Origin of the sequence: Endozoicomonas sp. ALD068 (assembly GCF_049310145.1) — a bacterium.
Classification (GTDB): domain Bacteria; phylum Pseudomonadota; class Gammaproteobacteria; order Pseudomonadales; family Endozoicomonadaceae; genus Endozoicomonas_A.
Window position 1 is genome coordinate 4,305,506 of sequence record NZ_JBLYNU010000004.1, and the last position, 13,851, is coordinate 4,319,356.

At 43.4% G+C, this 13,851-nt stretch carries 11 protein-coding genes and 1 pseudogene; 7 read left to right on the top strand and 5 right to left on the bottom strand.

The genetic code is table 11. The features are described 5' to 3' along the window. Window positions 1-11: 11 nt before the first annotated feature. From ACO6V5_RS15385 to ACO6V5_RS15405, 5 genes are all read left to right on the top strand, one after another. On the top strand, window positions 12-1,190 hold the full coding sequence (locus ACO6V5_RS15385) for a DUF262 domain-containing protein (protein ID WP_422413916.1): 1,179 nt from the start codon (window positions 12-14) through the stop codon (window positions 1,188-1,190). Window position 1,191: 1 nt separating this feature from the next. Next, the gene (locus ACO6V5_RS15390; RefSeq protein WP_422413914.1) at window positions 1,192-2,319 is read left to right on the top strand and encodes a HEPN domain-containing protein; all 1,128 of its coding nucleotides are present in this window, start codon (window positions 1,192-1,194) and stop codon (window positions 2,317-2,319) included. A 191-nt stretch (window positions 2,320-2,510) separates the two neighbouring features. Then, on the top strand, window positions 2,511-3,359 hold the full coding sequence (locus tag ACO6V5_RS15395; RefSeq protein ID WP_422442156.1) for a hypothetical protein: 849 nt from the start codon (window positions 2,511-2,513) through the stop codon (window positions 3,357-3,359). A gap of 33 nt (window positions 3,360-3,392) precedes the next feature. Further along, window positions 3,393-4,334 carry a restriction endonuclease gene (locus tag ACO6V5_RS15400; RefSeq protein ID WP_422414111.1) on the top strand — a complete coding sequence of 314 codons (942 nt, stop codon included), beginning with the start codon at window positions 3,393-3,395 and terminating at the stop codon, window positions 4,332-4,334. 55 nt (window positions 4,335-4,389) lie between these two features. Further along, complete coding sequence (locus ACO6V5_RS15405) at window positions 4,390-5,268, top strand: hypothetical protein (protein ID WP_422414109.1); 879 nt, start codon at window positions 4,390-4,392, stop codon at window positions 5,266-5,268. A 3-nt stretch (window positions 5,269-5,271) separates the two neighbouring features. Here the strand turns inward: ACO6V5_RS15405 and istB are convergent, their stop codons facing one another. Further along, on the bottom strand, window positions 5,272-6,030 hold the full coding sequence (gene istB / locus ACO6V5_RS15410) for an IS21-like element helper ATPase IstB (RefSeq protein WP_422414320.1): 759 nt from the start codon (window positions 6,028-6,030) through the stop codon (window positions 5,272-5,274). 10 nt (window positions 6,031-6,040) lie between these two features. Continuing rightward, window positions 6,041-7,594 (bottom strand): IS21 family transposase, encoded by a 1,554-nt coding sequence (istA, locus tag ACO6V5_RS15415; protein WP_422441836.1) that lies wholly within the window; start codon window positions 7,592-7,594, stop codon window positions 6,041-6,043. A 243-nt stretch (window positions 7,595-7,837) separates the two neighbouring features. Between istA and ACO6V5_RS15420 the strand changes: the two genes are divergently transcribed. Continuing rightward, entirely contained in the window at window positions 7,838-8,227 is a 390-nt protein-coding gene (locus ACO6V5_RS15420; RefSeq protein WP_422414300.1) for a hypothetical protein, read from the top strand. 169 nt (window positions 8,228-8,396) lie between these two features. Here ACO6V5_RS15420 and ACO6V5_RS15425 read toward each other — a convergent pair whose 3' ends face one another. Next, entirely contained in the window at window positions 8,397-8,897 is a 501-nt protein-coding gene (locus ACO6V5_RS15425) for a hypothetical protein (protein WP_422136883.1), read from the bottom strand. A 258-nt stretch (window positions 8,898-9,155) separates the two neighbouring features. Here ACO6V5_RS15425 and ACO6V5_RS15430 point away from each other — a divergent pair. Beyond that, window positions 9,156-10,324: pseudogene (locus tag ACO6V5_RS15430) on the top strand (IS3 family transposase). Window positions 10,325-10,490: 166 nt separating this feature from the next. On the opposite strand, the gene ACO6V5_RS15435 reads toward ACO6V5_RS15430, so the two are convergent. Next, window positions 10,491-12,218: a hypothetical protein gene (locus ACO6V5_RS15435; protein WP_422411128.1), complete on the bottom strand. Its 1,728-nt coding sequence runs from the start codon at window positions 12,216-12,218 to the stop codon at window positions 10,491-10,493. A 283-nt stretch (window positions 12,219-12,501) separates the two neighbouring features. Continuing rightward, window positions 12,502-13,551 carry a hypothetical protein gene (locus tag ACO6V5_RS15440; protein ID WP_422139868.1) on the bottom strand — a complete coding sequence of 350 codons (1,050 nt, stop codon included), beginning with the start codon at window positions 13,549-13,551 and terminating at the stop codon, window positions 12,502-12,504. Window positions 13,552-13,851 lie beyond the last annotated feature (300 nt).

Consider the following 13,851-nt stretch of genomic DNA (forward strand, 5'->3'; position numbering starts at 1 on the left):
GAGATTATATAATGACATTATTTAAGTTTGAAAAAATAGATATAGATGATGCATCTGAAAACATTGTGATTATGTCAGACGAACAGATAAATCAAAAATATCGTGATGGTGAAATAAGGATTGTAACTGAGCAAGCTCGTTATCCTTTAAATACTATTTCATCACTATTAGAAGGTGGTGATTATAAGTTAAATCCAGAATATCAGAGACGGCATCGTTGGAATAATAAAAAGAGATCTGCATTAATTGAATCGTTGATTATGAACGTTCCTCTACCTCCAATATTTTTATATGAGTATGAGTATTCAACATATGAGGTTATGGATGGCCTTCAACGTTTGACAGCAATAGCATCATTCTATCAAGATGAATTTCATCTTGAGGGTCTTGAAAAGTGGCCTGAGCTGAATGGGAAAAGGTATTCGCAACTTCCTAAGCTTGTCAAACAAGGGATAGATAGAAGATATATCTCTTCAATTATATTGTTGCATGAAACAGCGAAGTCTGACCGGCAAGCTGATATTTTAAAACAGATGGTATTTGATAGAATAAATAGTGGTGGGGAAAAGCTAACGCCTCAAGAAAAACGTAATGCAAACTATGATGGAAAGCTTAATATGCTTTGTATTAGACTATCTAGTCAAGAAGCATTATGTAAGACATGGGATATACCTGAAGGTCTTGATATTGAATCTATCCATTCAGATAGGGTAATTAATAAACTTTACAAGACAATGGGTGATGTTGAACTTGTGTTAAGATTCTTTGCTTATAGGCAGAGAGCAGAACTTCAGAAAACGTCATTAGAAAGCTATCTTGATTTTTATCTTGAAAAAGGAAATTATTTTCCTGACGAATTGTTAGAAAATCTTGAGGTTTTATTTAAGGATTCAATAAATCTTGCTTTCGAATTGTTTGGTGAAAGCGCATTTTATTTGTATAGGCAGAGAAAGACAGGTTGGGGGTGGTTTGATAGACCAACAACTGTCGTTTATGACCCTTTAATGTTTGTTTTAAGTCAGAATTTGAACAATAAGGCATCTTTGATTTATAAAAAAGATGCCATCAAGCACGGTTTAGTAGAATTTTATAAAGAAAATTATGATAGCTTTGAAGGTAGGAATACAAACCCAACGGCTCTAGCTAGAAGGGATGAACTTTTTGCAGAGTACATAAGTAGGTTTGTTTGAAATGTTTAATAGTACAAGTGACTATGTAAAAAATATTGACTCATTAGTTAGTCATTTGAAATACGAAGGTGATAGGCAATATTTTTTAAAAAGTTTGATAAAAAAATATGGGAGTGATAATGAGGTCGCTAAAGATATACGCGATCATATGTCAGGTTTTAGAAGTGTTTATGTAAATAGTAAACGGTTCAATTATAATAGCTCGATAGTTTCTCTTTATGGGTTTTTAGAGAATTATTTGGAGGCAGTTATAAAAGAACTGGTATTAAAAATTAATTCAGCTAGGCCAAAGTTTAATAACCTGCCAAAAGAGATTAGAAATTCTCATTTGAATACATCTATAGATTTAATTACTAAAATTCAAAGAGATAGGTCTTTATCTAAAGACGTTAAAGATGAGTTGATTAAAACGATTGTTTATAATTTAAACTCTTGTGCTCAAGGAGATGATGGGTATAGGCTAAATGAAGACTCTTTTTCAATCCATACTGCAAACTTTAGATATGACTCTATTCATAGCTTCTTTAATAAGGTTGGTGTTTCGCATTTGCCAAGGAGGACTCTTAAATGTAAGAATCTTCAAGTTTCTTTGGCTGAAAAACACTCGGGTGAAAAAACTCTAGAGCAAAAGTTGTTGGTGTCTTTATTGCAGTCTGAACTTGATGATTTGGCGCAAAGAAGAAATGAAATTGCTCATGGTAGTTTTGAAGGAGAAATTGAATCTATTGATTTATTAATAAATAGGGCTGTTTTTCTGAAGGCGTTTGGTTGTGCAATAGATAAGATTCTTAATGACTATTATTATGAGTTTGCTTTCAGCTCTGGATTAAAGGTCTCAATTGGTAAACCTGATAAAGTGTATAATAAAATTAAGGTTATTGGGTTTTCCGGCGAAAATTTTCCTGATGAAAGCCTAGGGGGGGAGATTTATGTTGGGCAAAAGATTTTTGCTTTTAATGATAGCGGTAAAAATAAGCTTAAGCATGGAAGTATAGTTTCTATTAAATCAAATGGTTCTGAGTTTGACCGAATTAAGATCAAAAATAAAACAAGTATAGGTGTCATGGTTGATTTTGATCTTTCTTCACATGATTCAAGTCGAGTTATCTATACAGCATCAATAGAATGAATTAGGTTTTTGGTTTTGGTTGGTATCTTATTATTTTTCAAATGTATAAGGTGAGTTCGACAGGAGTTCGCACGAGTTCGAGGTCAGGTCTTTCATTATGAATAAAAGTCTAAAAATGCTGAGATAAGGAATAGAGTATGTCCTCAGATATAAAAAAAATGTCAACAAGTGCTTTAGCTAAGCAGAGAGGCTTGGTTTCCAAAGATTTTTTTCAAGTTTTATCAGGTGCTGGCTATATCGAAAGAAAGAACGATGCTTGGCACCTAACTGAAGCTGGCCTTCAGTATGGTGGAGAAAACAAGACCAGCCCTAAATATGGTGATTATATTGTCTGGCCTGATAACCTTGAGCTACCTGGTTCAGCTTCATCAACAGAACCTCAAAATTCTCCAGGCAAGTTGTTGACGGCCAGTGTTGTTGCAAAGCAGGTCGAACTCAGTGCTCAACGGGTAAACGCTCTCTTTTCTGAACTTGGCTGGATCAAGAAAGCATTAAAGGGCTGGGAACTTACTCCCCAGGGAAAAGCCATCAATGGTGTTCAGAAAGAAGACTATCGCTCTGGTGTTCCCTATGTTAGCTGGCCTGAGTCGATCCTAGAAAATAAAGCCTTTACGCTTTCTCTAAAGGAAGTCAAAGGTGAGAATGATGACACTGCTGAGGTAGCCACCACTTCTGAACAAACAAGCTTTCGCGAAAAATTCCCTGCAACGCTCAGAACGGCTGATGGTCATATGGTTCGCTCAAAGGCAGAGATGCTGATTGACAACTGGCTGTACATGGCCGAGATTGTCCACGCCTATGAACGTAAGCTGCCAATAGAAGAAGATATGTATTGTGACTTCTATATCCCTACTGGTAAGGTCTACATCGAATACTGGGGCTATGAGAATGATGATAAATACATCGCTCGTAAGAAGCAGAAGATCGATCTATACAACAAGTATGGTTTTCATCTGATTCAGCTCAATGACGATGATGTCAAAAATCTGGATGATGTTCTGCCCAGAATGCTGTTGAAGTATGGTGTTCAAACCTACTGACCATTAAAACGTGTGCTGATGTAGAGGGATATTGTGGCACGACGCAGAAAAAAGACTTCCAGGAACAGTGTTTTCTTTCCATTGGCTGGTTTACTTGCCATTGCCATGTGGAAAGCTGGTGACAAAATTATTGCCATTCTCGAAGCTATACTTTTGGGCTTCTTATGGATAGGCATTGTTTTTGGAGGTTTGTATATTGTCGTACGTTTTCTTTTAAAAAAGAAAAAGCTTCTACAAGATCAAGAGAGGTGGAATACAGAATCTCAACCTGACAACTCAAACCCGAAGCCTTGGGTTCCTGCCGATAACATCAGCACTTCCATCTTTGAGCAAGTAAAGCTTGATGAGCTTTTCATAAAGTCAAAGCCTGCTCCCGCCAAACCTGCTCAATTAACTCTCCAAACTCTGCAAGAAATGGACTGGAAGCGTTATGAACTGCTCTGCCAGGGCTATTTTTCTGCCAGTGGGTTCAATGCAAAGCTGACCAAAACTGGTGCTGATGGCGGTGTTGATATTGTCCTCCAAAAGAACCAGCCTGACGGAACTGTGCAAACCATATATGTGCAGTGCAAAGCCTGGTCTAATCAGAAAGTTGGTGTAAAGCCGTTGCGGGAGTTGTACGGCGTTATGGCTGCGGACAAAGTAGCTTTGGGGATTTTTGCTACTTCGAGCAGCTTCACGTCTGAGGCAGAAAGCTTTGCTGCTGGGAAAAAGCTGAGATTACTTTCAGGTGCTAAGTTACTGGATGCCATTGCAAAGCTTCCACAGGAAACTCAGGACTCTTTGACCAAGGCAGCTCTATCATGGGATTACAAAACGCCTACTTGTCCATCTTGCGATATAAAAATGGTTCTGCGTACCAGTAAGAAAGGGGGCAACGTTGGTTCTCAGTTTTGGGGGTGCAGTAATTTTCCTAGATGCAGGCAGAACCTTCGGGTTAAGCAAGAATCAAAGCCCAAGAACAGATACTTCTAAGCAGTCGAAAACGGTCATTTTTTTGTAGCAGTGAGTTTGTAGTAGAGAAATTGATGTGAGCAGAAGTTTAAAAATAAATAAGCTGCTTAGACGACAGGCAGAGCTGTGTTCTTCAAGAACTTTCCAGGTTAGCGGCCTAGCAGAGAAATATGTTCTTGATGATCTACCTCAGGCTTCTCGCGCAGGAACACGTCTCAGCAATCTTTTGGAGTCTCTGGATAGAAGTCATACGGTGACTCCATTGGCGATGAAGTACCTCGAAAGTGAAAACCTTTATGCCCTTGGTAAATTAGCAGCAGGAGAGATTTCTTTTCAATCCTTTGAGGGTTTAGCAAAAGTAGAACAAACTGCAAGGCGATCAGCTATTGATGAGGAGCTAAAGCAGGTTCGTGTAGAACTGCAAACGCTCAAAGATGAAGAGGCTGCCGAGGCAAAAAAAGCTGAAGCAGTCAGACGTGCTTATGAGCGTGATCCCAGAACAATTGCCAGGAAAAAAGCCAAAGCTGAGTCTGTAGCTCTTAGGGAAAAATATGATCTCGACTTTTTTATTGATCAGGATGATTACAAACAGCTAATGACAATTTTACGAAACGTCGATGATGATCGGCGCTTGCCTGAGGTTGATCTCGCTTGGCTCTCTACGAGAGAAGAGTATTTCACGAAAGAGCTTCGATGTCGTTTTCACGCTAACGAAGCAATCTATTATGAAGAAGATTTCAAGAAAACCAGAAAGCCCTGGTCTGCTGTGAATGCGTGCAGCCAATACAGGAAAGCTGAAATGGCATCTTCTGGCGACAAGTTACTCTCAGGAATAAAACTGACAACTATCAAAAATGCGAAGCTCAAATCGGCACTGCTGCATATTCTGGTCAGCTTGAACACCCATTCTGGTTCATTTGAACACCCTGGATCTCCTACGCATCACCCAGTCTGATTTTTAGTCCAAGTGTTCAAGTGTTTCCAGTTTTCCCAGCTTCTTGCGCATGGATTCTCCTTTCAGCGTAATCCTGTGGGCGTTGTGCATCAGGCGATCCAGAATGGCATCTGCCAGAGTCTCATCACCGATGCTGCCATGCCATTGCCGGGTCGGTAGCTGGCTGGTAACCAACGTTGAACTTTGTTCGTGACGGTCATCCATCACTTCCAGTAAATCGTTGCGTTGCTGCTGGGTCAGAGGTTCCAGCCCCCAGTCATCCAGTATCAACAAATCCACCTTCGCCAGTTGCTTGAGTTGCCTGCTGTAGCTGCCATCACCATGGGCAAGGCTCAGCTCTTCCAGTAAGCGCGAGAGTCGGTAATAGCGGACACTGTAACCCTGTATGCAGGCCCAGTGTCCCAGTGCGCAAGCCAGGTAACTTTTACCACTGCCACAAGGTCCGGTAATCAGCAGGTTCCTGTGCCTGTTTAACCAGTCCTCGCTGGACAGTGTGGCTATTTGGACTTTCTTCAACCCCCGGGGATGTTCGTAGTCAATGTCGTCTACCCGTGCAGCCAGCTTAAACCTGGCCGCCCTCAGTAACCGGGCAAGACGTTTGTTATTGCGCTCGGTCTCTTCCTGTTCTGTCAGGAGGGCCAGCCGCTCCACAAAGCTCAGGCTGTCGTAGGTGCCGGGCTGCTCCAGTTGCTGAGCCAGGGCATCGGCCATGCCTGTCAGGCGCAGTGACCGCAGACGGGTCAGAGTTTGATTCATCATGATACGTCTCCGGTTACTGATAGCTGGCTGCACCACGAATATTTTCGTGGCTGTCATGAAGAGGTAGTGTCGTTTGTTTCACCTCAGGTTGAAGAGCCTGTTTGTCTTTACCTGATTGCAGGATCGCCCGGATATTCTTGAGTCGGTAACCTTTGATTTTCCGGGCATGGGCGCAAGCATTGTTTAACCGGTCAGCTCCGTAATCCCGTTTGAGGTTCAATAACCCCAGGCAAGACCGATAAGCCTGCTCCGGATGCTCACGACTGTTCAACAGATACTGAGTTATCCAGTGAACATCGGGGCCCAGCTGTTTTGCCCACTCCAGCAGTCGTTCCGGTGTCCACTCCTGGTGCTTGCTATGTCGTTCAGGCATATGGCCTGATTGAGTGGTAAAACCGGTTGTGAACTTACGGGGGTGACAGGCCACAACTTCACCTTTGCAGAAGACAGTGACCGTATGTTCTGTTGCCTGAACTTCCACCTCTTTCTTGACCAGCTGATGAGGCACTGAGTAGTAATGGCCTTTACAGTGAATGTGATAGTCAATGTTCACCCTGGCTTTGCTGAACTCAGCGTACTCAAAGGCCTGTTTGGGCAAAGGTCGCAAAGCGGGTTCATCCAGTTGCTCAAAGGTACTTCGTCGTGTACCTGGCAGTTTTTGAAAGGGCTTAAGGTTGAGTTCAGTCAATAGCTCCCGTATACGACTGTTCAGTTCTGCCAGGGTAAAGAAGGTCTCATGACGAAGTCTGGCCAGTATCCAGCGTTCAACCAACTGCACACCCACTTCGGCTTTCGCCTTGTCCTTGGGCTTGTAGGGCCGAGCTGGAATGACCGCCACCTGGTAGTGGTTGGCCAGGTGTTGGTAAGCCGGGTTCAGGTCCGGTTCATAACGGCAAGCCTTACTGACACCGCTCCTGAGGTTGTCTGGTACCACGACAGCTGGAATACCTCCAAAGAACTCAAAGGCCCGAACATGAGACCCCAGCCAGTCTTCGGACTTCTGGGACAGGGTGGCTTCTGCGTAGGTGTAGTTAGAGGCTCCCATCACCGCTACGAAAATCTGGGCGTTATGGGCGATCTCACCGGTCTTTGGATTAACGACAGGGACCGTAAGACCGGCGTAGTCTACAAACAGTTTTTCACCCGCCTTGTGATGCTGTCGCATGGAACGTTTCTGGCAGCCCAGCCACTGGTTGTAGCGGTGACAAAACTGCGAATAGCTGTAGGCATTGAGAGTGCTCTCTTGGCAGTACTCCTCCCAGAGTGTTTGCTTGGTCACCTCCTTGCGCTTGAGTGACTGGTGAATAACGCCCCAGTCCGGGTCGACCAGACCCTGGCGGCTCGACAGTGGGGTCTCAGGGAACAGTGTCTGCACCAAAGTAGCCTCAGAGCAGTCCGAGGGCAGAGGCCAGCTCAGTGGCGACCGTTCAAAGGCCTGAACGTAGTTGGACACAGTGCCAACACTGACCCGCGTGCTGCGAGCTATTTGCCGGATACTGAGTCGGTACTCAAAGCGCATCCGGAGTATTTCTTGAAGTTTTCGCATGGAAATCCTGTTATCTGGCATGGCTGCTGTCCTTTCTGTTTAGAAAGGTCAGCGGCTAAAGTTCATGGAAATCAATGCGTAAGAGATAATCTACCGAAAGAAGAGTTTTCAGATTCTGGAGGCTTGAACACGGATTCTGGGCAGTTGAACAGCGATTCTGGAAATCGCCAAAAAGTGTTCAAGAGTTAACAGAATGGGTGTTCAAGCGCCGCCAGAATCGGTGTTCAAGAGTTAGCAGAATGAGTGTTCAAGCGATGCCAGAATATGCAACTGCTTACAACTCATGGTGGAGCCAAAAGGGATCAGCGACTTACCAAAGATGCGATCCGTATGGGAGAGGAAGCCCATAAGGTGACACCAAAGAATTTCAGGCCATGTACGTTGTTGGGTGCAATTTATATGGAGACTGGTCAACTGTCTCTTGGTCATGAATGGTATCAAAAAGCCATTGAGCGTGGATTCTCTGAAAATGCTATGGACTCAGAGTTGAAGAGTATTTTCATGAAAGCTGATAAGGCTGGGCGTGAAAAGCTGAAAGCGTTCCTGTTAAAGGAAAATGCTGCTCGGTTTGCTTGGGTGAGGAGGTTGCCACCTTCTTCTCAGCTGTCCAAAAAGTGTCCAAAAAATAGCGGGAAACAGCGAAAAATAGCGTAAAAACGGTATTTTTTATGGTTTGATATCCTCGTAATTAACTGAAAAATAAAGAGAACCCTGAAATGATATCAGGGTTCAATTCCCGCCGCCTCCACCAACTTGTCAATAGCCCTAATGAGTTCTTAGCAACCATTAGGGCTTTTTATTTTAAATTAACTATCAACCCTCGTTACTGACTCTCGAATCCATCAGGCTTCTTCTTGCCATCATAACTGACCCAGACTTTAATCCTGTTGGCATCGCCATTATCAATCCATAATAATCCATATGGATCCGCGCCTTCACTCACACTGACACTGGGGGCCTCACCAGTCTTTTTCTCCCACCAAAATTTCGCCACTCTCTCAGAGTGTGCTTTGCTTTTCACCAGGAACAGCTGGGTAGCAGCCGACTTTTCGCTACAAGCACCGGATTCAAGATAATGGATATTCATGGATTGACCGTTTTCATACGCCTGAATCGTCCCCACATAACGAGGCACAACAAAGTCAACACATACGCCCGATGAGTCCCACACTGCCTTAACGGAGTAGGCGTCCTCATCGGGTCCGACTTTCTGAAAGATTTCTACCTGCCTCACACCGTCGGAGAGAACATTCAGGGAGCATAAAGAGAACACAACCGTTAAAAACGCGAGCTTAAAGGCCTGCCTTGTATTTTGCGTCAACATAATGGAATCTCTCGCTACATCACAACAACTTACATTCTAGCTGCCTTTCACCACCCCGATTGATATTTGCCTAAAATCTGTTGTCAAAGAAATAAACAGACATTCAGGTGCACCAACATGCCTCAAGCTCAATACCAGTCTAAGAACCTCAACCACCTTGACTTGGTTGCCGCTATGTGTCGGGAGTTAAAGTGAAGTGGTCTAATGACTCCGGACACCTCGTTAAGCACAATAGTGCAACCAGTAACGAGGTTCATAATGGCAACGCGAAAACATTATTCTCAGGAATTCAAACTCAAAGCTGGAAAACTGTTTACTGAACAAGCTCAGTCGCCTACAGCAGTCGCCAGAAGTCTAGGAATTTGTGCGACTAACCTCCGTCGTTGGGTTCGACTCAGTGAAGAGAAGAAAGAGCTGGCTTTCCCCGGCAAAGGCCATCAGGCCCTGACGACTGAACAGCAGAGAATCAAAGAGCTTGAAGCTGAAAACAAACAGCTGAAAATGGAACAGGAAATCTTAAAAAAAGCCATGGCCTTCTTTGCGAAAGACCAGCTGTAAGATACGCCTTCATACAGCGGGAGAGGAAGGCCTATCCTGTCGTAACGCTATGCAAAGCACTAAAAGTTAGTCGCAGTAGCTTCTACGAATAGAATAAACAACAGGCAAAAAATCAACAGATTGACCCGGAGATGTTTCGCCTGGAGGCAGATGCCCGAGAGATTTTTGCTCAATCAGGTGACTCTTATGGAAGTCGTCGAATGGCGAAAGCCCTGCGTTCAAAAGGTTACAGCATAGGGCGTTATCAGGCCAAAACCCTGATGCAACGGCTTGGCCTGCGGGTTCGGGTGGTCAAAAAATTCAAGGTGACAACCAACAGCAAACACAAACTGCCAGTGGCGGCAAACCTTTTGAATCGTGAGTTTTCAGTTTCAGCACCCGACAGAGTATACGTAGCTGATATCAGCTACCTCTGGACTCGTGAAGGCTGGGTTTATCTGGCGGCTGTCGTTGATCTGTTTTCGCGGAAAGTCGTCGGTTGGTCGATGAGTAACCGTATGACGACAGAGCTGCCCCTGGAAGCTTTGAGAATGGCTTACTGGGGCAGAAAGCCTGGAGATGGTGTGATGCACCATTCAGATCGTGGCAGCCAGTACGCGTCTCTGGAGTATCAGAATCAACTCAGGGAGTATGGGATGGTCTGTAGTATGAGTCGCAAGGGTAATTGCTGGGATAACTCTGTGATGGAGCGGTTCTTTGGCAGCCTGAAAAGGGAAAGAACGGATCATTATATTTATGATACTCGGGCAGAAGTAGAGGCACATGTTATTGATTACATTTTGTTCTACAACAATAACAGATTGCATTCCTATCTGGACTATATGAGTCCAGTAGACTTCGAGAAGCAAAAATTGAAAAAAGCAGCTTAATCAGGTGTCCGTTTTTACTTGACCACTACAAAAAATGCTGGCAAAAATAAAGGCACAACACAGATACTTCATTGCAGATAACCAAGCTCAAATAGAAACAAAACATCACTCTGGAATATTCAGGGATTAGTGCTGACCACCAACAGTAAACACTGAACGTACTGATCTATTTTTTCTGCCCTGAGCAGCTCTTATCCATTAAATCAATATTCAGTTGCATCCACAGCAGAGTAGCAGCCAGGTTCACGTTGTTATGGCAGGTTCCATCATCGAGAGATAACAGGCCCCGAGTCTTATCGATCACCTGATTCACCTCCTGTTGGCGTTCTTCAGGAAAATTTTCCAGCAATCGTTTCAGACGCTGCTGCCCTTGGGTCAGATATGCAAACCTCGGAGGAAACTGGCACAGCTGATAAAGTTTAACCAAATCTGGTTCCAGCCCCCAGTCCTTCCAATTTCGCAATGCCATCATAACAAGGGATTCCAGATCAAGGGTATCAAAGGCAGGCTTGTCTAGCGTTTCAATAAAGTCCTTATCCTCCCCATTGATTACCAATCGTCCCAGTTGTTCACTTCCCTCCAGATACATTATTTGCAAAAAAAACCTCAACATCTTCTCTTTAGTAAGAGGTTCTTTTTCTGAATAATAACCGTTATCAGCCAACATGGGGAATGCCAACAATGTTTCCAGATCGTGAAACACGAATGACTCACAACCAAAGCGACTGACTTGACGTTGAGGAAAAAAGTAAAACCGGGAATCAGTAAAGCCGTGATATTTTATCGCCAGTGTTAAAGCTAAAGCGACAAAATGCGGCAGGGGTGAATAAGTTTGTTCATTATTGTAGTACTTAAAAACGTTCAGGCTATCAGCGACAAAAACCCGATAATGCCCTTTGCTATTTCTCCTGATAGAAAAAACACTAATGTGGCCTGTTTTAACCTGAAAAATATAGTTTTTTGGCTCTTCGGCTGCCATTAATGGCAACTCGGTTATAAATAACGCAACCAGCTGATAAAGACACTGCGGGAAGCCAATATAAATATGCATGAGTTTTATAATATCTGCGCTGGCAGCATCCAAAACCCTCTCAACTAACTCGTCGTCGAGCAGCCCTTTGGGTAACTCAAGCTCAGGAAGCACCGCTTTGGCAAAAAATTCGATTAAATTTACTGGTAATTTCTTAAGCTTTGGATAGTCAAGTAGAACATGTGTCATTTCACCAGTTTCCAGCTTTCCAGGAAAATAAAGCTGAAGTAAACTTAGAATCGCTTTCCAACGGTATTGACTCTTCTCCAGAGAGCCTTTTTCTTCCAGAATACCGGGGTTTTCGGCGTAGAATTTTTTCACTTCTTCAGTAAAGTCATCAATATTTTTTTTCTGATCCATTGTTTTCAACGACTTTTCAGTGGCCTTAAGTATTTCTTTCAGTTTTTCAAGATACCTGGCATGACCCTCACCGTTTCCGGAAGCTGACGCTGACGCTGCAGCAGAGGAACCTGAACTGCCCAGCCCTTCACTGCGTTGCTTTTTGCTTTGTCGCTGCTGCTGTGGTGGTGGCGATTGATTGCCCGTTTTGGTCTGTTTCTTGTTTTCATTACCAAAACGGTTCAATTCGAATGGATAGGCAGAAAACACCGTTGCTTTATCTGGCTGTAATCCTCCCCATTCAGAGACAGGTGAACTGACTATCGAACCTTTTTTTTTCTTCTGTAACAGCAAAAACGGAACAACCTTAGACTCAGGTAAACGAATGGGGTCAGATAAGAAAGAGGAAAGAATCGCATCGACACCACCACTGGAGAGCAATGACGAAGTGTGAGGAATTACAGCCTGGCCGCCAGCTGACCAAAAGATGCTGGCAAAAATAAAGACATGGCTCATATTCTTCATTGTTGATAACCAAGCTCAAATAAAGACAAAAATATCATACTAGACAAAAAACTCAGATTTGCCCGACTAGGTGGTGTCTTCTTTTTGTCTTAAGAAGATTGTCTTAAACAGATCAGAAGCTCAATATATACGACATCAACTAACTAAAAACCGGGAATTCCGTCTATGTTACCTTTAGACGTATTTTCAGAACTGATTCAAGCTCAGGCAGATAATCATCGATCACAAATACCCGCTACTCCATTTTGTAGTAAATATTACCGTTTAAACATGCCCAACGGAATCAATCTTTGACTACCTGACCAGTTGATTTTGCAGACGCCTCAAATTCAGTTTTTGCAGATTGGTAACCGGGAGCACCAGGAGCAAAATAGAGTTCATCAAACAAATTATTTGTTTCAATATATGCAGATTCCCCAGATGTATATTGTTTAGCAAATCTTGTCTCACTAACAGTTTGAGTTACAGTCAATAACACTTCACCCCTGTAATAGACACGATAATGAGTACTGCTATAACCTTCACAACATGAACAAATATTATTCCCGTCATGAACATCTTCGCCCTTTGAAATATCGCAAGGTTGAAGATATTCAAGTAATTGGATGGCGTTCTCGAATACCTGAATCTTCGGGTTAGGTTTTTTTGCGCGATAGTGCTCATCGTTTTCAGTCAGGATTTTTTTTAACCTGTTCATATGCTTTATGATGCCTGGCACAGTTTTATGAGCTTTTGAAGCGGTCGAAGAAGTACGCCTACGCTTCGATTGTTCAGTGTCAGAAGAGGCGTCAACATGCTCATCTACTTCCTCAAACCTGCGTTTTTTTGACACTTTCTCCTTTCTCCTTTTCTCCTTTTTCTTTTTCTCCTTTTTCCGTTTCTCTTTTTTTCTTTTCTTAGCTTGTCTCTCTACTTTTGCAATAGCCTTATCGGCGCGTGGCTGAGAGCGTTGTTTTTCTTTCATCGCGTGATGACTTTGGCTTGTCGAACTTTCAACGGAATTCAGCGCCCCTTCATCAGACTCACTACTGTTGGATGATAGAGAGAATTTACAAATGCCATAACAGGCAGCGACATAGCAATTTAAACCAAAAGTATGCTGTTCTTCTTCAGGGTCTTCCTTTCCATCGTCAGAGTCAGACGCCAGTGGATAAGTGAAATAGCCTGCAACACGGGTAGTTGTCCCTGAGCCTGAGGCTTGCTGACCGGATGATTCTGATTGTGGGTTTTGTTGGTCATTTTGTTGTTGGCTTTGTCCGGGTAGCACCAAAGTGGTGATCGCAAACGAGTCATCCTGACTTACCCCCAGCTGACCCATTGACTTAAACAGCATCGAATCGGGCTTCCAATAGCTTTTTAAAAGCCAGCCGACAGTGACAAGCGCTTCTGCAGGTATCCATGAATAATGTTTGCCACTCAGAGCGGCGTGATTGGTTGCCAGGATCAGTTCGTAAGCAACCAGCAGATTGGTGACGAAAAGCAATCGCCATGAAATGGACTCACTAAAGTTCATTTTTAGCCCGTAAACACCGTGTCTGCCTGGCTTGTCATCATGTGGCAAAGTTGATCCTGCACAGTCGTTTGTGTCAGCAAGGTCTGTCGGATTGCCCAACAACGGATTGAAGTTGTGCTT